The sequence below is a fragment of the Pseudomonas sp. ASL8 genome (genome assembly GCF_056680355.1).
In genome coordinates this window covers 4,931,877-4,952,743 of the sequence record NZ_CM155278.1, presented here as the reverse complement: position 1 = coordinate 4,952,743, position 20,867 = coordinate 4,931,877, and the positions used below count along the sequence as shown (strand labels likewise).

Below are 20,867 nucleotides of genomic sequence, written 5' to 3'. Positions count from 1 at the left end.
GCGCCCACAATGGGTCTGCTGTTACTGGTTAACCAGTTTCAACGAGCTGTCGCTGTAACGCTTTCCGGCGATAGCGTCGGTGGGGAACAGGTCTTTGAGGGCCTGCAGTTCGTTCTGGCTTAGTTTTATCGCTAATGCTGCGACGTTTTCTTCCAGGTATTTACGTCGCTTGGTCCCCGGAATCGGCACGATGTCATTGCCTTGGGCAAGCACCCAGGCCAAGGCCAACTGCCCGGCGCTGACGCCTTTTTCAGCGGCAAGTTTTTGTACCTTCTCCACGAGTAGCAGGTTTTTCGCGAAGTTTTCACCTTGAAAACGTGGGCTTGAGCGACGGTAATCGTCAGCGGCAAAGTCGTCAGGGCTTTTCAGCGTGCCAGTCAGAAATCCACGCCCCAACGGGCTATAGGGCACAAATGCGATGCCCAGACGGCGACAGGTTTCGAGGCTGCCATTCTCTTCCGGGTCCCGGCTCCATAGCGAGTATTCGGTTTGCAGCGCGCTGATTGGATGCACTTTATGCGCCCGCTCCAGCGTACTGGCAGAGGCTTCGCTCAAACCGAGGTAACGAACCTTGCCAGCCTTGACCAGTTCAGCCATGGCGCCCACTGACTCTTCGACCGAGATTTGTGGGTCGATTCGGTGCTGGTAATACAGGTCCAGGGTGTCGATGCCCAAACGTTTGAGCGTGCCGTCGATGGCGCTGCGAATATATTCAGGGCTGCCGTTAACCCCTCGGGCAGTGGGGTCGCTAGCGTCGCGGACAAAGCCGAACTTGCTGGCGAGAAATACTTGGTCGCGTTTGCCGCGAATGGCCTGACCGATCAACTCTTCGTTAGTGTGCGGACCATACATGTCGGCGGTGTCCAGCAGCGTGACGCCCAGCTCCAGCGCGCGATGGAGGGTCGCTATCGCTTCTTTGGTGTCAGTGCCGGTGGTATAGAAGTCGGTCATGCCCATGCAGCCGAGACCGATGGCGGAAACCTGCGGGCCGTTTGTACCAAGTTGACGGGTTTGCATGGATAAACTCCTACCGATTAAAAGGTGCCCCATTGTTACGCTCGACAGAACAGAGATAAACCGGCTTAAAATGCTTTAACTGTTTAGATAATCTAAATAGTAGTGCCTAAAAATGCCTCCCTGACTTCACCTCACAAGGCCGTCGCCCCATGGATCGATTCAACGCCATGCGCGTGTTCACCCGCATCGTCGAACTCGGCGGGTTTGCCAAAGCCGCCGACAGCCTGCATATGCCGCGGGCTTCGGCGACAATCCTGATCAAACAACTGGAAGCACATTTGGGGGTGCAGTTGCTGCAACGCACCACCCGCCATGTCAGTCCGACCCTGGACGGCCAGGCGTATTACCAGCGGTGTGTCAGCCTGCTGACCGATCTGGAAGACACCGAAGCGGCATTCTCATCGGCGAGCAAGGCGCCACAAGGTGTATTGCGCATTGATATTCCGGTGGGTTTCGGTCGCTTGATCGTGATCCCCGCATTGCCGCAGTTCACTGACCGTTACCCGATGATCGAACTGGAAATCGGCATGAGTGATCGTCCTGTGCAGTTGATTCGTGAGGGCGTGGATTGCGTGGTGCGTGCAGGGCCGTCGCTGGATGAATCTCTGGTGGCAAGGCCGCTGGCGAACATGACGCAAGTGACCTGCGCGAGTCGCGAGTACCTGCAGCGTCATGGCGTACCGTTGACGCTGGAAGATTTGCCGCAGCACAAGGTGATCGAGTATTTCTCGGCCAGCTCCAACAAACGGTACGGCCTGGAGTTCCTGATTGACGGCCAGGTGCGTGATTTCAGTCTGCCCAAGGCGATGTCAATAAACAGCGCAGACGGCTATCTGGCTGCATGCGAAGCCGGGTATGGATTGGTGCAGACGCCGTACTACCATATCGTCGAGCAACTGCGCAGTGGATCGCTGGTAGAGGTGCTAAGTACGTTTCGCCCGCCGACGATGGCCTTGATGGCGTTGTACCCGCAGCATCGGCAGATGTCGCGGCGGGTGCGGGTGTTCGTCGACTGGTTGGTGGAGTTGTGCGCCCGGAACAATCGGTTAGACAAAATCCAGTCAGGCCCATAGGTCCCTACGCACTTTCGTGTTTAACTTCCGGCTCTTCCAAAAACCCTTTAAAAAGGACTCAGCTCATGGCTCAAGTGACCCAGAAAGGCAACCCTATTCAAGTCAACGGCGAACTGCCAAAGGTTGGTAGCTCCGCACCTGCATTTACGCTGGTGGCGGGTAACCTGGCTGACGTTACCCTGGCCAACTTTGCCGGAAAACGCAAAGTGCTGAACATTTTTCCAAGCGTCGACACCCCGACCTGCGCCACCTCCGTGCGCAAGTTTAACGCCCAGGCCAACGACCTGAGCAACACCGTCGTGCTGTGCATTTCCGCCGACTTGCCGTTCGCCCAATCCCGTTTCTGCGGTGCCGAAGGCCTGGAAAACGTCCAGAACCTGTCCACGATGCGTGGCCGCGAGTTCCTTGAAAACTACGGTGTGGCAATCGCTGAAGGCCCGCTGGTAGGTCTGACTGCGCGTGCCGTGGTTGTGCTCGACGAACACGACAAAGTACTGCACAGCGAGCTGGTCTCTGAAATCGGTCACGAACCGAATTACGACGCTGTTCTGGCTGTTCTAAAGTAACGCTTTGTAAAACATTAACGGCCTGGCCTCGTCCGGGCCGTTTTTATTTGTGCTTCAGGGTCTTATCGAAAGTAAGCGCTAAGTAAATTGCCGGTAAAGGCGCTTTGCTTGGGCCCCAACTGTGCTTATTGTTCAGCCTCCCGTAGAAGCTCACGCGCACAATGGTTGATTTATTCATGCAATCGTCTGGCCCCCGTAGTTCCCGTCGCTGGCTGATCAGCCTGGCAGTCCTGTTGATTATCATCGGCCTGTGCTGGTGGTGGTGGCCATCTTCAGCCACACACAAAAGCGCGGCAGCCACCCATCCAAAGTCCACGAGCGGTACGCCTCGTCCGGGTTTTGGCGGTGCAACCGGGCCGGTTCCTGTACGTGTGGCACCTGCCACCGTGGGTGACTTCCCGATTTACTACAAAGCGCTGGGCACTGTGACAGCGATGAACACGATCAATGTTCGCAGCCAGGTAGCGGGGCAGTTGGTCAAACTCAACTTCCAGGAAGGGCAGATGGTCAAGGCGGGTGACCTGCTGGCCGAGATCGACCCACGCAGTTACCAGATTGCGCTGGAGCAGGCCGAAGGTACGTTGCTGACCAATCAGGCGTTGCTCAAGAACGCGCAGATTGATCTGGAGCGTTATCGCGGCCTGTATGCCGAAGACAGTATTGCCAAGCAAACACTGGACACCGCCGCGTCGCTGGTGGGTCAGTATCAAGGCACGATAAAGAGCAATCAGGCAGCGGTGGGCGACGCTAAACTAAATCTGGAGTTCACCAAGATTCGTGCGCCTATCGCCGGGCGAACCGGGCTGCGCCAACTGGATGTCGGTAATCTGGTGGCGGCCAATGACACGACAGCGCTGGTGGTCATCACCCAGACCAAACCGATCACCGTCAATTTCACCCTGCCCGAAAAAGACTTGTCAGTGGTCATTGCGCGTTTTCGCAGTGGCGACAAGCTGCCGGCGGAAGCCTGGGACCGGGGCGACGTGAAACTGCAAGCCACCGGCGTGCTGTACAGCCTGGACAACCAGATCGACATCACCACGGGCACATTGAAGTTCAAGGCCCGTTTCGATAACCAGGACGAAGTGCTGTTTCCCAATCAGTTCGTCAACCTGCGCCTGCGTGCCGACACCCTTAAACACGCAGTGCTGGTGCCTTCTGCTGCGATCCAGTTCGGTACCAACGGGACATTCGCCTACGTGATGGACGGCGACAAGAAGGTCAAGATCCGCCAGTTGCAGACTGGAGCGAGCGACGAAAACGCCACCGTTATCACCAGCGGCCTGGCCGAAGGCGAGCGCGTCGTGCTTGAGGGTACTGATCGCTTGCGCGATGGCAGTGAGGTGGAAGTGGTCAACGATAGCAAGGACGTCCCCGCCACGCCGGTGCAAAAGTTGCAGGGTCAACCTTCAAAGGGTACCGATGAGTCGGCTGTAGCCAATAAGGCGGAAAAAAGCCGCGTATGAACATCTCCCGGCTGTTCATCCTGCGTCCGGTAGCGACCACCCTGAGTATGCTGGCCATCGTTCTGGCCGGCCTGATTGCTTATACCTTGTTGCCGGTCTCGGCCTTGCCTCAGGTGGATTACCCGACTATTCGCGTGCTGACGCTTTACCCCGGCGCCAGTCCGCAAGTGATGACCAGCGCAGTGACCGCGCCTTTGGAGAGGCAGTTCGGGCAGATGCCAGGGCTCACTCAAATGGCCTCGACCAGTTCCGGTGGTGCCTCGGTGATCACCCTGCGTTTCAGTCTCGACCTCAATATGGACGTCGCCGAGCAGGAAGTGCAGGCCGCGATCAACGGTGCGACCAACCTTTTACCGACGGATCTGCCAGCACCGCCGGTGTACAACAAGGTCAACCCGGCCGACACCCCGGTACTGACCCTGGCGATCACCTCCAAAACCATGCTGCTGCCCAAGCTTAACGACCTGGTCGATACGCGCATGGCGCAGAAAATCGCCCAGATCAGCGGTGTGGGCATGGTCAGTATTGCTGGCGGACAGCGTCAGGCGGTACGGATCAAGGTCAACCCTGAGGCGCTGGCCGCCAATGGCCTGAACCTCGCGGATGTGCGCACGTTGATCGGTGCGTCCAACGTCAACCAACCCAAGGGTAACTTCGATGGCCCGACGCGGGTATCGATGCTCGATGCCAACGACCAATTGAAGTCGCCGGAGGAATACGCGGAACTCATTCTTGCCTACAAAAATGGCGCACCGTTGCGTCTGAAGGACGTGGCTCAGGTCGTCGACGGTGCGGAGAATGAGCGGCTGGCAGCCTGGGCCAACGAAAATCAGGCCGTACTGCTCAATATTCAGCGCCAGCCCGGTGCAAACGTCATCGAGGTGGTCGACCGGATCAAGGCGCTGCTGCCCAGCATCACTGATAACCTGCCCGCCGGGCTTGACGTCACCGTCCTGACTGACCGCACGCAAACCATTCGCGCGTCGGTCACTGACGTGCAGCACGAGTTGCTGATCGCCATCGCGCTGGTGGTCCTGGTCACGTTTCTGTTCTTGCGTCGGGTCAGTGCCACGATCATTCCGTCGATTGCCGTACCGCTGTCGCTGGTCGGCACATTTGGGGTGATGTACCTGGCCGGGTTCTCGGTCAACAACCTGACGTTGATGGCGATGACCATCGCCGCTGGCTTTGTGGTGGATGACGCCATCGTGATGCTGGAGAACATCTCGCGACACCTGGAGGAGGGCGACACACCACTGCAAGCCGCGCTCAAAGGCGCGCGGCAGATCGGTTTTACCCTGATCTCACTGACGATTTCGCTGATTGCCGTGTTGATTCCATTGTTGTTCATGGCTGATGTGGTTGGTCGGCTGTTCCGTGAGTTCGCGATCACCCTGGCGGTGGCGATCCTGATTTCCCTCGTGGTGTCCCTGACCCTCACGCCGATGATGTGCGCCAGGTTGCTCAAGCGTGAGCCCAAGGCAGAGGAACAGGGCCGTTTTTATCGCGCCAGCGGGGCCTGGATCGATTGGATGATTGCCGCGTACGGCCGCAAGTTGCGTTGGGTGCTCAAGCATCAACCGCTGACCTTGCTGGTGGCCATTGCCACCTTGGGCCTGACGGTGTTCCTGTACATGATCGTGCCTAAAGGCTTTTTCCCGGTGCAGGACACCGGAGTGATTCAGGGCATTTCCGAAGCGCCGCAATCGGTGTCCTTCGCCGCCATGAGCGAGCGGCAACAGTCGTTGGCGAAAATCATCCTGCAAGATCCGGCGGTGGCGAGCCTGTCTTCCTATATCGGAGTGGACGGTGATAACGCGACACTCAACAGCGGACGCCTGCTGATCAACCTCAAGCCTCACAGCGAACGCGACCTGAGCGCCACGCAAATCATTCAACGCTTGCAACCGCAGCTCGACACGCTGTCGGGCATCCGTTTGTTCATGCAGCCGGTGCAGGACCTGACAATCGAAGATCGGGTCAGCCGTACCCAGTATCAATTCAGTCTGTCGTCGCCGGACTCCGATCTGTTGGCCGAGTGGAGCGGCAAGCTGTCTCAGGCCTTGAGTAAACGAGCAGAATTGACCGATGTCGCCAGCGATTTGCAAGACAAGGGTTTGCAGGTCTATTTGTTGATCGACCGTGACGCGGCCAGCCGCCTCGGTGTCAGTGTGGCGAACATCACCGATGCGCTCTACGACGCCTTCGGTCAGCGCCAGATTTCCACCATTTACACCCAGGCCAGCCAATACCGTGTGGTGTTGCAGGCGGTTTCCGGCAGCGATCTCGGGCCGCAGGCTCTGGATCAGATTCACGTCAAGACCACTGCCGGTACTCAAGTCAAACTGTCGAGTCTGGCGCGGGTCGAACAGCGCCAGGCGCAGTTGGCCATTGCCCACATTGGTCAGTTCCCGTCGGTCATGATGTCGTTCAACCTGGCACCGGGCGTGGCACTGGGCAACGCGGTGGAAGTGATCAATCAGGTGCAGAAAGACATTGGCATGCCGATCAGCGTGCAGACTCAATTCCAGGGTGCAGCACAGGCATTCGAGGCGTCATTGTCGAGCACCTTGCTGCTGATTCTGGCCGCGGTGGTGACGATGTATATCGTGCTCGGCGTGCTGTACGAGAGCTATATTCACCCCATCACCATTCTCTCGACATTGCCCTCAGCTGCGGTCGGTGCGTTGCTGGCGTTGCTGATCAGCGGCAATGACCTGGGGATGATCGCGATTATCGGCATCATTTTGTTGATCGGTATCGTCAAGAAGAACGCGATCATGATGATCGACTTCGCGCTGGACGCGGAGCGCAATCGAGGCGTCGATCCGGAAACGGCGATTTACGAAGCCGCGCTGCTGCGCTTTCGGCCGATCCTGATGACTACGATGGCCGCACTCTTCGGTGCCGTGCCGTTAATGCTCGCCAGCGGTTCCGGCGCTGAATTGCGTCAGCCGCTGGGCTTGGTGATGGTCGGCGGTCTCATGCTCAGTCAGGTACTGACGCTGTTTACCACGCCAGTGATCTATCTGTATTTCGACCGTCTGGCTAGGCGATGGGGGCACACACCGAATGCGCCCGCGAGCCTGGAGCAGGCTGACGTATGAACCTGTCAGGGCCCTTCATCCGTCGACCGGTGGCCACCATGCTCCTGAGCCTGGCGATCATCTTGCTGGGCGGTGTCAGCTTCGGTCTGCTGCCGGTATCGCCCCTGCCGAACATGGACTTCCCGGTGATTGTGGTCTCGGCCAGCTTGCCGGGCGCCAGCCCCGAGGTCATGGCCTCCACCGTGGCGACGCCTCTGGAACGCTCCCTGGGCACGATTGCCGGGATCAGCACCATGAGCAGCCGTTCGAGCCAGGGTTCGACCCGGGTGATTCTGCAGTTCGATCTGGATCGAGACATCAATGGCGCAGCGCGGGAAGTGCAGGCGGCGATCAATGCCTCGCGCAATTTGCTACCCAGCGGTATGCGCAGCATGCCCACCTACAAAAAGGTCAACCCGGCCCAGGCACCTATCATGGTCCTGTCGCTGACCTCCGACGTGCTGGAAAAGGGCCAGCTGTACGACCTGGCGTCGACGATCCTCTCGCAAAGCCTGTCTCAGGTGAACGGCGTCGGCGAAGTGCAGATCGGCGGCAGCTCGCTGCCCGCCGTACGGGTCGAGCTCGAGCCGCAGTTACTCAATCAGTACGGTGTGTCGCTGGATGAAGTCCGCACTACGATTGCTAACGCCAACGTGCGCAAACCTAAAGGGTCGGTGGAGGATGCCGAGCACAACTGGCAGGTGCAGGCGAACGACCAGCTGGAAAAAGCCAAGGATTACGAACCGCTGATCATCCGTTACCAGGACGGTGCGGCCCTGCGCCTGAGTCACGTGGCGAAAGTCAGTGACGCGGTGGAGGACCGCTACAACGCCGGTTTCTTCAACGACAAGCAGGCCGTGTTGTTGGTAATCAACCGTCAGGCCGGTGCCAACATCATCGAGACCGTCGCGCAGATCAAGGCGCAGTTACCGGCCTTGCAGGCAGTGCTACCGGCCAGCGTCAATCTGGACCTGGCCATGGACCGCTCGCCCGTGATCAAGGCGACCTTGCACGAAGCAGAAATGACCCTGTTAATCGCCGTGACCCTGGTGATCCTGGTGGTGTTCTTTTTCCTCGGCAACTTCCGCGCTTCGTTGATCCCGACGCTGGCGGTCCCGGTGTCGCTGGTGGGTACTTTCGCCGTCATGTACCTGTCCGGTTTTTCCCTGAACAACTTGTCGCTGATGGCGTTGATTCTCGCCACCGGCCTGGTGGTGGACGATGCCATCGTAGTGCTGGAGAACATATCCCGGCACATCGACAAAGGCGTGCCGCCTATGCAGGCCGCGTACCTGGGCGCCAAGGAAGTGGGCTTTACCTTGCTGTCGATGAACGTATCGCTGGTGGCGGTCTTCCTGTCGATCCTGTTTATGGGCGGTATCATCGCCAGCCTGTTCCGCGAGTTTTCCATCACGTTGGCGGCATCGATTGTCGTCTCGCTCGTGGTGTCCCTGACCCTGACCCCGATGTTGTGCGCCCGCTGGCTCAAACCCCATGATCCAGATCGGGAAAATCTTTTGCAACGCTGGAGTCGTCGCCTCAACGAGCGGATGGTTGCGGGCTACGACCGCAGCCTTGGCTGGGTGTTGCGTCATCGAAGATTGACCCTGTTGAGCCTGCTGCTGACCATTGGCGTCAACATCGCGCTGTATGTGGTGGTGCCCAAAACGTTCATGCCGCAACAGGACACCGGTCAACTGATCGGCTTCATCCGAGGCGACAACGGCCTTTCGTTTTCAGTGATGCAGCCCAAGATGGAAATTTATCGCAAGGCTGTGTTGGCTGATCCCGCCGTCGAGAGCGTGGCCGGTTTTATCGGCGGCAACGGTGGCTCCAACAATGCCACGATGATTGTGCGGCTCAAGCCCATCAAGGAACGCAATATTGCCGCCGATAAAGTCATTGAGCGTTTGCGCAAGAACATGCCGCAAGTTCCCGGTGGCCGTTTGTTTCTGATGGCCGACCAAGACCTGCAATTCGGCGGCGGACGCGAGCAGACCACCTCTCAATACCAATACATCCTGCAAAGCGGCGATTTGACCAGCCTGCGTCTCTGGTACCCGAAAGTGCTGGCGGCGCTCAAGTCATTGCCGGAACTGACCGCTATCGACGGGCGTGAAGGTCGCGGCGCGCAACAAGTCACCCTGCAAGTGGACCGTGATACCGCCAAACGACTGGGCGTTGACATGAACATGGTCACGGCAGTGCTGAATAACGCTTACAGTCAGCGTCAGGTTTCCACCATCTATGACAGCCTCAACCAGTATCAGGTGGTGATGGAGGTCAACCCTAAATACGCTCAGGACCCGGTCACACTCGAGCAGGTTCAGGTGATCACGGCCGCAGGCGAGCGCATTCCGTTGTCGAGTTTCACCCATTACGAACGCAGCCTGGAAAATGACCGGGTGACCCATGACGGTCAGTTCGCTTCCGAAGACATCTCCTTCGACCTGGCGGAGGGCGTGACGCTTGAACAAGCCTCTACTGCCATTGAGCACGCCGTGGCCAAAGTGGGCTTGCCCACCGATGTCATCGCCAAAATGGCGGGGACAGCCGACACCTTCGCCGCCGCCCAGAAAAGCCAGCCGTGGATGATTCTGGGTGCGCTGGTGGTGGTGTATCTGGTGCTTGGGATCCTCTATGAAAGCTACATTCACCCGCTGACCATTCTGTCGACCTTGCCGTCGGCAGGGGTCGGCGCGTTACTGTCGATCTATCTGCTGGGTGGCCAATTCAGCCTGATCTCGTTGCTGGGTCTGTTCCTGTTGATCGGGGTAGTGAAGAAAAACGCCATTCTGATGATCGACCTTGCTCTGCAATTGGAACGTGAGTCCGGGATGACGCCACTGGAGTCAATCCGCAGCGCGTGCCTGCAACGTCTACGGCCAATATTGATGACGACGCTGGCCGCTATTCTTGGCGCCTTGCCCTTGCTGCTGAGCAGTGCCGAAGGGGCAGAGATGCGTCACCCGCTGGGGCTGACGATTATCGGCGGCCTTATTTTCAGCCAGATCCTGACCCTGTACACCACCCCTGTGGTTTACCTCTATCTCGACCGTCTGCGCCGTCGCGTCAACCAATGGCGTGGCGTGCGCACCGATGCTGCTTTGGAAACTCCGCTATGACCGACCGCCTGCAAATCAAACCCGTTTTACAGCGGCCTGTGCGTTGGCTCGGTCTGGGGCTTTGTGCCGTGTTCCTCAGCGCCTGCGCGGTCGGCCCCGACTATAAAAAGCCGGAAATGACCACGCCCGCGCAGTTCAAACAGGCCGAAGGCTGGCGTCAGGCTGCGCCCAGCGATGCGCTGGCCCGGGGCGCTTGGTGGGAGTTGTATGGCGATGCGCAACTCAACGGTCTCGTGGAGAAACTCAACAGTTCAAACCAGACCGTCGCTCAATTTGAAGCCCAGTACCGGCAGGCCAAGGCTTTGGTGCGCAGTGCTCGCGGTGCGTTCTTCCCGACGCTTGATCTCAGTGCGAGTAAAAATCGCTCCAGTCAGGGGACAGGGAGCAGCAGTTCGAGCCTGACCAGTTCCAGCAGTGGTATCCGCGACACGTACAGCACTCAGCTGGGTGTCAGTTGGGAGGCCGATGTATGGGGCAAACTGCGTCGTGGTCTTGAGGCCGACAAGGCCAGCGCTCAGGCGAGCCTTGCCGATCTGGCGTCGATGCAGCTGAGTTTGCAGTCGGAATTGGTGCAGAACTACCTGCAACTGCGGGTGATCGACGAACAAAAACGCCTTCTCGAATCGACGGTCGACGCTTACCAGCGCTCGCTGACCATGACGCAGAACCAGTACCGTGCCGGTATCTCCGGCAAAGATGCGGTGGCGCAGGCGCAGACCCAGCTAAAAACCACCCAGGCTGATTTGATCGATTTGATCTGGCAGCGTGCTCAGTTCGAGAATGCAATCGCCGTGCTGATGGGCCAAGCCCCGGCGGACTTCAATCTGGCGGCCACCACCGTCATTCCCGCGTTGCCGCAGATCCCGCTGGAGTTGCCTTCGCAGTTGCTCGAACGCCGCCCGGACATCGCTGCGGCCGAACGCTCAGTGATGGCGGCCAACGCCAATATCGGTGTCGCCAAAGCTGCGTACTACCCCGACCTGACGTTGAGCATGAGTGGCGGTTATAGCAGCTCCACGTTCACTAACTGGATCAGCTTGCCGAACCGTTTCTGGTCTGTCGGACCGCAACTGGCGATGACCCTGTTCGATGGCGGCCAGCGCTCGGCGGAAGTCGATCGGACTGAAGCGGTTTATGACCAGACGGTGGCCCAATACCGTCAAACCGTGTTGAACGGTTTTCAGGAAGTGGAAAATTATCTGGTGCAACTCAAGGTCTACGAAGATGAGGCTGGCGTGCGCACCGAGGCCTTGATGTCGGCGCGGGAGTCCTTGCGCTTAACCAACAACCAATATAAAGCCGGCCTTATTGCTTACCTGGATGTGGTCAACGTGCAAACCACTGCGCTGAGTAACGAACGAAGCGTGCTGACGCTGTTGCAAAGCAGGCTGATCGCCAGCGTGCAACTGATCGCGGCGTTGGGTGGCGGCTGGAGTGCCGAGAGCGGATTGAATATTCAAGAGTGATTGATGACGCAGTGCGCCAGAAATGGCGCCATTGCAGGCGCGCCCGTTCCTACACAGCATTCGGGCTGTAGTGGGCGCGAAAAAATAATTAAACCAGCTGCGATTTTTTGTACAAGTTGAGTACAATCCTCGGCCTTTCAGCGGCATGAATGCTCATCATCTGCCACGGTCACGAGAACGCTCATGCTTATTGGCAGTTACACACCCTCGCTGGTTCTGATCTCTATTTTCGTGGCAATCCTGGCGTCTTATACGGCGCTGGACCTGGTCGGTCGCATTGCCACCGCCACGGGTCGCGCGGTTTATCTATGGATGGGCGGCGGTGCGCTGGCGATGGGCATTGGCGTCTGGTCGATGCATTTCATCGGGATGCTTGCGTTCCATCTGCCAGTCGAGCTTGGCTACGACCTGTCGATTACCTTGATGTCGCTGGCGATCGCGATTTTGTCCTGCGGTTTTGCCCTGTGGCTGGTCAGCCAACCGCAACTGCCAGCCCTGCAACTGAGCTTCGGCGCGCTGGTCATGGGCGCTGGAATCAGCGCCATGCACTATTGCGGCATGGCTGCGTTGCGGATGCAGCCAGGCATTGAATATGACCCCTCGTTGTTTGTGGGCTCCCTGCTGATCGCGGTCAGTGCTTCAGCGGCAGCGTTGTGGATTGCCTTTCGACTGCGTCGGCAAACCCCCTACGTGCGCTTGGCTAGAGGCGGGGCCGCAGTATTCATGGGCATGGCCATTGTCGGCATGCATTACACCGGTATGGCGGCGGCAGGTTTTGCCGATGGCAGTTTTTGTGGTGCTGTCGGCAGTGGGCTGCGGGTTGATGGCCTGGACAAGCTCGTGCTGGTCACCAGCCTTGCAGTCCTGACCATTGCCTTGCTGACGTCGATCCTTGATGCGCGCATGGAGGATCGCACTGCCGAGCTGTCCAACTCGCTGAGCGTGGCCAATCGAGAATTGACCCAGCTGGCTCTGCACGACACGCTGACCGGCCTGCCCAATCGTGTGTTGCTGGCGGACCGTATCGAACAAGCCATGGGCAAGGTCGACGAGCATGGCGGCTGTTTTGCATTGATGTTCATGGATCTGGATGGATTCAAACCCGTCAACGATGCGTTTGGTCACCATATGGGCGACTTGCTGTTGCGCCAGGTCGCGCTGCGCTTGCGGGAAGACCTGCACGGCAAGAATACCCTGGCACGTATCGGTGGTGATGAGTTTATCCTGCTGGTCGAACTGAGCGAGACAGAAGACGCCTCGAGCATCGCCGCCCGCCAGGTGGCCTTGATCGCCCAGCCCTTCATGGTCGCCGATCATAGCTTGCAAGTCTCCGCGAGTATCGGCATAGCCCTTTACCCCGGCAATGGCCAGACCCAGCATGAACTGCTGATGAACGCCGACGCCGCGATGTACCACGCCAAAGGTTCGGGGAAAAACGGTTACTGTTTTTTCGATGCGTCAATGAACACCAATGCACGCAACCAGTTGCAGCTGTTGCAGGACTTGCGTCGGGCGCTCAAACAAGAACAGTTTTGCTTGTATTACCAGCCAAAATTTGATGCCAATAGTGGCCTGCCATTAGGCGCGGAGGCCTTGCTGCGCTGGCATCATCCGCAGCTGGGGTTGCTGCTGCCAGACACGTTCATTGGGCTTGCAGAAAAGACCGGGTTGATTATTCCGATTGGCGAATGGGTGCTCAACGAGGCCTGTCGGCAAATGCGCGTCTGGCATGATCAGGGCTATACCCACTGGCGGATTGCGGTGAACCTCTCGGCGTTGCAGTTCTGCCATAACGATTTGGTCACCAGCATCGCCAAGGCCTTGGCGTTACACCGTCTGCCGGCGAACAGCCTGACCCTGGAAATCACCGAAACCACCGCCATGAGTGACGCCGACGTCAGCATGACCGTGCTGCAACAACTGTCGGAGATGGGTGTGGACCTGTCCATCGACGACTTCGGTACTGGCTATTCCAGCCTGATGTACCTCAAGCGCCTGCCCGCTAACGAATTGAAGATCGACCGGGGCTTTGTTCGCGATCTGGAGCACGACAGCGACGACGCGGCGATCGTTTCGGCGATAGTCGCCCTGGGCCAGGCACTTGGATTACGCATCGTCGCCGAGGGCGTCGAAACCGATAAGCAGCAAAGCTTTCTGACCGAACTCGGCTGCAACTCCCTACAGGGGTTTCTTTTAGGTCATCCGTTGCCGGCGGAACGCTTTATGGCACATATCAGTCAGGCGAAGCGCAAAGAGGGGGCTAAGCGTGTGCTTGATGAAGCGTGATCAGTGTCGGATCATGGCTTTCTCTCACCCCAAGCCTGCGCTAGGCTGACCACCATTAGCGATTGATCGGAAGCTCACCCATGGAAAAAGTTCTTCTCATCACCGGCAGCTCTCGTGGCATCGGGGCTGCAACTGCTTTGCTTGCCGCAGAGCAGGGGTATCGTATTTGCATCAATTATCTCTCCGACCATCAAGCGGCCGAGCGGGTGTGCGCACACATTCGCAAGCTCGGGGCGCAGGTGATGGCGGTGCAGGCAGATGTCAGCGATGAAGACGAAATTATCGGTTTGTTCGCCCGGATCGACGCCGAGTTGGGGCCTGTGACGGCACTGGTCAACAATGCGGGCACCGTTGCGGAGGCCTCCCGGGTTGAAGAAATGTCCGAGTTCCGCATGCTCCGAATGATGAAAACCAACGTGGTCGGACCGATGCTGTGCGCCAAGCACGCCTTGCTGCGTATGTCGCCACGTCATGGCGGCAAAGGTGGCAGCATCGTCAACGTCTCTTCGGTCGCAGCCCGCCTCGGGGCCTCGGGAGAATACGTCGACTATGCCGCCTCCAAAGGCGCGCTGGACACATTCACCCTAGGCCTGGCGCGGGAAGTGGCGGGTGAGGGGATTCGGGTCAACGCGGTGCGACCGGGCTATATTTTTACTGACTTCCATGCCTTGAGCGGCGATCCACATCGGGTCAGCAAACTTGAACCTGGCATTCCCATGGGGCGCGGTGGCTGCGCGGAGGAAGTGGCCGAGGCGATCATCTGGCTGCTGTCGGCAAAAGCCAGTTACGCCACGGGGACGTTTATTGATCTGGGTGGCGGTCGATAGCGTCGCGGGGTGCTTGACGCGAGCGCTGTCAGAACGAGCGAATAATCCGGCCCAGGGTCTCCATGGCCTGTTCCGACGCATCATTCCACGGGCTACCGTAGTTGAGGCGGATGCAGTTACGAAAGCGCTGGGTCGGGGAAAATATCGGCCCGGGAGCGATGCTGATGCCTTGGGCCAATGCCATCTGGAACAGCTTCAGGGAGTCCATGTGCTCTGGTAGCTCCAGCCACAGGAAATACCCGCCTGCGGGCTGACTGACCCGCGTCTGTGCGGGGAAGTGGCGGGCGATGGCGCTGAGCATGGCGCTTTGTTGTTCTTCCAGGGCGTAGCGCAGTTTGCGCAGATGCCGGTCGTAGCCGCCGTGCTGCAGATAGTCGGCGATAGCAGCCTGAGCGGGCATCGATGCGCACAGCGACGTCATCAGTTTCAGGCGCTCGATTTTCTGCGCATAACGTCCTGCAGCGACCCACCCGATTCGGTAACCCGGCGCCAGGCTTTTAGCAAACGAGCCGCAATGCATTACCAGCCCTTCAGTGTCGAAGGCTTTCGCCGGCTTCGGCGCTTGCGGGCTGTAATACAGTTCGGCGTAGACGTCATCTTCAATCAACGGCACTTGGTGTTGGCGCAGCAACTCCACTAACTCGCGTTTCTTGGCTTCGGGCATGGAGGCGCCCATCGGGTTCTGAAAGCTGGTCATGCACCAGCACGCTTTGATCGGGTGGCGCTCAAGGGTTTGTGCGAGCACGCCCAGATCGATGCCGTCGCGTGGGTGCACCGGAATTTCCACGGCTTTGAGCTTCAGGCGTTCCAGCACTTGCAGGCAGGCATAGAACGCAGGGGCTTCTATCGCCACCAGATCACCCGGCTCAGTGACCGCTTGCAGGCACAGATTCAGGGCTTCCAGCGCGCCGTTGGTGATCAGCAGCTCCTCCATGGGGAGCATCAGGCCGCCGACCATGTACCGTAGCGCTATTTGTCGACGCAATTGCGGGTTGCCCGGCGACATGTCGGTGACCACCATGCGCGGGTCCATCTGCCGGCTCGCGCTGGCCAGCGAGCGTGCCAGTCGTTGCAGTGGGAACAGCGTCGGGCTTGGGAATGCCGAGCCAAACGGCACGGTCTGCGGATCTTTGATCGAGTCGAGTACCGAGAACACCAACTCGCTGACATCCACCTCAGTGGACTCGCTGGCCTGTGTACTGATCACCGGCTCGGAAAACTGCCGTAGCGCATTATTGTTGACGAAGTAACCGGAACGCGGCCGCGCCCGGATCAGCCCGCGTCGTTCCAGCAGGTAATAGGCCTGGAACACCGTCGAGGGGCTGACCCCATAAGTCTGGCTGGCATAACGCACCGAGGGCACGCGCTGACCGGGGCCGAGCACCCCGGAGCGGATCAGTTCAGCGATATCGTCTGCAAACTTTTCATAACGTTTCATCGGTTCTCGCTGACTGGCGGTCTGACGGGGAGGTGAGGCAAGCACCACTTTAAAGGGATCAGCGATTGAGCGGGGCGACAAACCGGCTTTTTGCCAGACTGCGTACGCTGGCGTCATCGCTGTCCACCACTTCAAAGCTGATGGTTTGCGAACCGCTGCTCGGGTGCTCGGCGATCATTGTCACGGACACGGGGAAATCGAAGATTTCCCCCGCAGCGAGGCTGACCTCGGTTTTGCCCTGTAGCTGGAAGCCGTCCCCATCGACAAGCGTCAGATGATACTGCTGACGCTGCTGGGTTTTATTGATGATTTTCAGGCTGTAGATGTTTTCGATCTGGCCTTGGCTGTTTTCCCTGAACAGGCCCCGGTCCTTGCTGACGTCCAGCGAGACCATGGGCCGCTCGACCAGCGCCAGTACCAGCGCGCCGATCATCACCAGCAATACGGCGCAGTAGCCGATCAAGCGTGGCCGCAGCAGACGGGTCTGACCGCCTTGCAATACGGCTTCCGAGGTGTAACTCACCAGACCACGGGCATAGCCCATTTTGTCCATGATCGAGTCACACGCATCGATACACGCGGCGCAGCCAATGCACTCCATCTGCAAGCCGTCACGGATATCGATACCCGTCGGGCACACCTGCACACACATGTGGCAATCGATACAGTCACCCAGCCCCACCGACGCTGGATCGACTTCACGTTTACGCGGGCCACGGTTTTCACCGCGAGCGGCGTCGTAGGAAACGGTAAGCGTGTCTTTGTCGAACATCACGCTTTGAAAGCGCGCGTAGGGGCACATGTGCATGCAGACGGCTTCACGCAGCCAGCCAGCATTGATATAGGTCGCGCCCGCGAAAAACAGCACCCAGAACAGACTGACGCCACTCAACTGCAAGGTCAGCAGCTCATTGGCCAGCGGGCGAATCGGGGTGAAATAGCCGACGAAGGTCAGACCGGTCAATACGCTGATCGCCAGCCACAGACTGTGCTTGGCCGAGCGCCGCAGCAGTTTGTTCACGCCCCAGGGTGCAGCCTGAAGTTTGATCCGCTGATTGCGCTCACCCTCGGTGAGCTTCTCGCACCACATGAAAATCCAGGTCCAGGAACTCTGCGGGCAGGTGTATCCACACCAGACTCTTCCTGCGAATACCGTGATGGCGAACAAGCCAAAGGCACAGATGATCAGCAACGCCGACAGCAGAATGAAGTCCTGCGGCCAGAATGTCGCCCCGAAAATATGAAATTTACTGTCGGCCAAATCCCAAAGCACAGCCTGACGTCCGCCCCAATCGAGCCAGACGGTGCCAAAGAACAGCAGGAACAGAAACCCCGCGCCGCTCACACGTAAATTGCGGAACAGCCCGGTAAAGCTGCGGGTATGAATCAAATTATCACTGGACTTGACCTTCACATTTGCTCTGGAAGGTTCGACGCGTTCAATGATCTGGACAGGAATTCTTTCGCTCATGGTTGGATGCTCATCAGCCTGTATCAGGCCAATGAACTATGAGCGAGCAACTGATTGCATAACAGACTCAGGTATTTGATAAAAAAGCGGATCAGATGAGGTTTTGTCCCAGTGCTGTGCTGGGTTTTTTATCTGTATAGCGGCATGTGTTCACGCTGTTTTTCGCCTATCCCATCGAGGAGTTTCGAGTGTCAGCCGTTGAACCTCGGCGACCTGAGAGCTCGATAGTGGATTATTTTCTCGGCAGCACCGCCGCAGTAAACGGCAGTACTGTGCCGGGAAAAATCGTCGTAAGGTTGAGCGTGGAACAGAGTCTGGCGTGTCACTCCACAACGGTGTTATGCCGATCGTCTCGCGCGCCACGGGTGAGCAGGCTCTCGGCTTCGGCTTCGGTGATGGGCACGCTTTTGCCACCCACTTGCGCTTCAGACATGTGCGTGGCGTCATTGGTGACAATCACCACCTCGCTGACAAGGCTTTGATAGCGGACGTCCTCGATCAATGCGGAGCAATGCGTGTTGGTGCTATCGAATTCCAGAGGCATGGGTGTACTCCTTGAAAAAAATTGACTCAGGTAGATAACGTTCAAGAATAGCGGGAGGTTCTGCGGCAGGCGGATCGCCCTTAGGTGGCTCGGACGTTGGTGGCATCGTGGGCGGCGGCTCCTGCTCAGGCTTTGGCACGGGTAATGCTGGATCGTCGATCATCGGATCGGGCGTTTCGGCGGGGATAGGGATATTCATCAGTTTCATCTCCTGGTCCCTTCGGTTTATGGATTTTTCCTACGGTTGATGAGTTGGACATCTGAACTGTGCAAAAGACTCCGACCCTTGCTAAAGCTCGGACTAAGCTCATCCTCGCTGTTAAACCCTTTTGAACTTTTACTATAGGGTGGGGCTCGGAACCTATGCGGCCCGGCGAGGAATATCAGCGCAGGAATGGGCTCGCTCATTTTTTCAATCGCACATATTTTGCGCAAGAGCGTCTTTAAAGGGCGTGAGGAGTGATGCTCGATGAATGTGACCGCTGATCAGCCCTACGGCCCGGATTCTTTGGCCAGTGACGTTCCACACCCGACCCGACCTCTGACGTTGACCCAGGCCCTGCAATTACCGCGGATCGTGATCGAAAACACGATGCCAGTGATTGAGGGCGGGTTATTTGCGGTAAAGGCAATCATCGGGCAGCCGGTGAGTGTGACCAGTAAAGTATTTGCCGATGGCCACGACAAGCTGGCGGTGCTGATACGGTGGCGTGCCGCCGATGAAGAGCACTGGCACAGTACTCACATGCAAGAGCGGGTCAATGACAGCTGGGAAGGCGAGTTCACCCCGACGTCGGTGGCCCGTTACGTCTTCAGGCTCGAGGCCTGGATCGATCAGTTCGCCAGCTATCGCTATGAGCTGCGAAAAAAGCATGGCGCTGGGGTGCCGATCCATCTGGAGTTGGAGGAGGGCCGCGTTCATTTAGTCCAGGCCGCTGAACGCAGCCAGGCTGAACTACGACAGCAAATCAGTGCAGTGATCGAGCGGTTTGGGCAGAGCGAGCCCGCGGCTCAGGTCGCGTTGCTGCTGCACAGTGAAACGGCGGCGCTGATGGCCCAGGCCGAGAATCATGCCTACCTGAGCCGTAGCGTCGAATTCCCGCTGGATGTAGAACGTGAACGGGCGCAGTTCGCCAGTTGGTATGAGTTGTTTCCGCGTTCGGTGACTGAAGATCCAGCGCGCCACGGCACCTTCAATGACGTGCTGTTTCGTCTGCCAATGATTCGGGACATGGGTTTCGATGTGCTGTATTTTCCGCCGATCCATCCTATCGGCCGCGCCCATCGCAAGGGGCCGAATAACTCGCTGCAAGCGGGGCCTGACGACCCGGGTAGCCCTTACGCCATCGGTAGCGCCGACGGTGGGCATGACGCGATTCACTCGGAACTGGGTAGCCGCGAGGATTTCCGTAATCTGGTGAAGACCGCTGCTGAGTACGGCCTCGAGGTTGCTCTGGATTTTGCCATCCAGTGCTCACAGGATCATCCGTGGCTCAAGGAACATCCGGGCTGGTTCTCCTGGCGCCCGGACGGCAGCATCCGTTACGCGGAAAACCCGCCGAAGAAATACCAGGACATCGTCAACGTCGACTTCTATGCCCCCGACGCGATCCCCAGTTTGTGGCTGGAGTTGCGTGACATCGTCCTGGGCTGGATCGAGGAGGGCGTAAAAATCTTTCGCGTCGATAATCCGCACACCAAACCGCTGCCTTTCTGGCAGTGGATGATTGCTGATATTCGCAGCCAGTACCCTGAGGTGATGTTCCTCGCTGAAGCGTTCACCAAGCCAGCGATGATGGCGCGATTGGGCAAGGTCGGGTACTCCCAGAGCTATACGTATTTCACCTGGCGCAACACCAAATCCGAGTTGGCGGAGTATTTCACGCAGTTGAACCAGTTGCCGTGGCGCGATTGTTACCGGCCGAACTTCTTCGTGAACACGCCCGACATCAACCCGTTCTTTCTGCATGAGTCCGGCCGCGCAGGCTTCTTGATTCGTGCGGTGCTGGCAGCCATGGGCTCTGGTCTGTGGGGCATGTATTCCGGGTTTGAATTGTGCGAAGCAGCGCCGGTGCCAGGTAAGGAAGAGTACCTGGACTCGGAGAAATATCAGCTGCGGCCTCGGGACTACAACGCGCCGGGCAACATCATTGCCGAAATTGCTCAACTCAATCGTATCCGTCGACAGAACCCTGCGCTGCAAACGCACTTGGGCCTGAAAATCTACAACGCCTGGAATGACAATATTTTGTATTTCGGCAAGCGCAGCGCCGATGGCAGCAACTTTGTTCTGGTGGCTGTCAGCCTCGACCCTGTCAACGCCCAGGAAGCGCATTTTGAGTTGCCGTTGTGGGAAATGGGGCTGCCTGACGACGTGGCGACTTCGGGTGAAGACCTGATGACGGGCCATCGCTGGACCTGGTATGGCAAAACACAGTGGATGCGTATCGAGCCTTGGCATCAACCTTTCGGCATCTGGCGTATTCAGACCACGGATTAAAA

At 58.2% G+C, this 20,867-nt stretch carries 14 protein-coding genes; 9 read left to right on the top strand and 5 right to left on the bottom strand.

Features of this window, described 5'->3' with window-relative positions:
• Window positions 1-21: 21 nt before the first annotated feature.
• A complete protein-coding gene (locus tag AC1MEA_RS22785; RefSeq protein ID WP_480417496.1) occupies window positions 22-1,017 on the bottom strand; it encodes an aldo/keto reductase in 996 nt (331 codons plus the stop codon).
• A gap of 149 nt (window positions 1,018-1,166) precedes the next feature.
• On the opposite strand from AC1MEA_RS22785, the gene AC1MEA_RS22780 reads away from it, so the two are divergent.
• The 8 genes from AC1MEA_RS22780 (at window position 1,167) to AC1MEA_RS22745 (ending at window position 14,912) form a co-directional block, all read left to right on the top strand.
• The gene (locus tag AC1MEA_RS22780) at window positions 1,167-2,090 is read left to right on the top strand and encodes a LysR family transcriptional regulator (RefSeq protein WP_480417495.1); all 924 of its coding nucleotides are present in this window, start codon (window positions 1,167-1,169) and stop codon (window positions 2,088-2,090) included.
• A 65-nt stretch (window positions 2,091-2,155) separates the two neighbouring features.
• Window positions 2,156-2,656 carry a thiol peroxidase gene (gene tpx / locus AC1MEA_RS22775; RefSeq protein ID WP_480417494.1) on the top strand — a complete coding sequence of 167 codons (501 nt, stop codon included), beginning with the start codon at window positions 2,156-2,158 and terminating at the stop codon, window positions 2,654-2,656.
• A gap of 161 nt (window positions 2,657-2,817) precedes the next feature.
• Complete coding sequence (locus AC1MEA_RS22770; RefSeq protein ID WP_219060163.1) at window positions 2,818-4,122, top strand: MdtA/MuxA family multidrug efflux RND transporter periplasmic adaptor subunit; 1,305 nt, start codon at window positions 2,818-2,820, stop codon at window positions 4,120-4,122.
• Window positions 4,119-7,229 carry an MdtB/MuxB family multidrug efflux RND transporter permease subunit gene (locus tag AC1MEA_RS22765; protein ID WP_219060162.1) on the top strand — a complete coding sequence of 1,037 codons (3,111 nt, stop codon included), beginning with the start codon at window positions 4,119-4,121 and terminating at the stop codon, window positions 7,227-7,229. The genes AC1MEA_RS22770 and AC1MEA_RS22765 overlap by 4 nt, the downstream gene beginning before the upstream one ends.
• Complete coding sequence (locus AC1MEA_RS22760) at window positions 7,226-10,333, top strand: efflux RND transporter permease subunit (protein WP_480417493.1); 3,108 nt, start codon at window positions 7,226-7,228, stop codon at window positions 10,331-10,333. Before AC1MEA_RS22765 ends, AC1MEA_RS22760 begins: the two co-directional genes overlap by 4 nt.
• Window positions 10,330-11,799, top strand: coding sequence for an efflux transporter outer membrane subunit (locus AC1MEA_RS22755; protein WP_480417492.1), 1,470 nt, complete (start codon window positions 10,330-10,332; stop codon window positions 11,797-11,799). Before AC1MEA_RS22760 ends, AC1MEA_RS22755 begins: the two co-directional genes overlap by 4 nt.
• Before the next feature lie 183 nt (window positions 11,800-11,982).
• On the top strand, window positions 11,983-14,085 hold the full coding sequence (locus AC1MEA_RS22750) for a putative bifunctional diguanylate cyclase/phosphodiesterase (RefSeq protein ID WP_480417491.1): 2,103 nt from the start codon (window positions 11,983-11,985) through the stop codon (window positions 14,083-14,085).
• A gap of 80 nt (window positions 14,086-14,165) precedes the next feature.
• Window positions 14,166-14,912 (top strand): SDR family oxidoreductase, encoded by a 747-nt coding sequence (locus tag AC1MEA_RS22745; RefSeq protein ID WP_219060158.1) that lies wholly within the window; start codon window positions 14,166-14,168, stop codon window positions 14,910-14,912.
• A 28-nt stretch (window positions 14,913-14,940) separates the two neighbouring features.
• Here the strand turns inward: AC1MEA_RS22745 and mapR are convergent, their stop codons facing one another.
• From mapR to AC1MEA_RS22725, 4 genes are all read right to left on the bottom strand, one after another.
• Window positions 14,941-16,350, bottom strand: coding sequence for a GntR family transcriptional regulator MpaR (mapR, locus tag AC1MEA_RS22740; protein WP_449633484.1), 1,410 nt, complete (start codon window positions 16,348-16,350; stop codon window positions 14,941-14,943).
• 58 nt (window positions 16,351-16,408) lie between these two features.
• Window positions 16,409-17,821 (bottom strand): cytochrome c oxidase accessory protein CcoG, encoded by a 1,413-nt coding sequence (gene ccoG / locus AC1MEA_RS22735; protein ID WP_480417490.1) that lies wholly within the window; start codon window positions 17,819-17,821, stop codon window positions 16,409-16,411.
• Window positions 17,822-18,143: 322 nt separating this feature from the next.
• On the bottom strand, window positions 18,144-18,365 hold the full coding sequence (locus tag AC1MEA_RS22730) for a DUF3203 family protein (protein ID WP_219060156.1): 222 nt from the start codon (window positions 18,363-18,365) through the stop codon (window positions 18,144-18,146).
• Window positions 18,346-18,564 carry a hypothetical protein gene (locus AC1MEA_RS22725; RefSeq protein ID WP_219060155.1) on the bottom strand — a complete coding sequence of 73 codons (219 nt, stop codon included), beginning with the start codon at window positions 18,562-18,564 and terminating at the stop codon, window positions 18,346-18,348. Before AC1MEA_RS22725 ends, AC1MEA_RS22730 begins: the two co-directional genes overlap by 20 nt.
• Before the next feature lie 270 nt (window positions 18,565-18,834).
• On the opposite strand from AC1MEA_RS22725, the gene AC1MEA_RS22720 reads away from it, so the two are divergent.
• Window positions 18,835-20,865, top strand: coding sequence for an alpha-1,4-glucan--maltose-1-phosphate maltosyltransferase (locus tag AC1MEA_RS22720; protein ID WP_219060154.1), 2,031 nt, complete (start codon window positions 18,835-18,837; stop codon window positions 20,863-20,865).
• The last annotated feature ends 2 nt before the right edge of the window (window positions 20,866-20,867 follow it).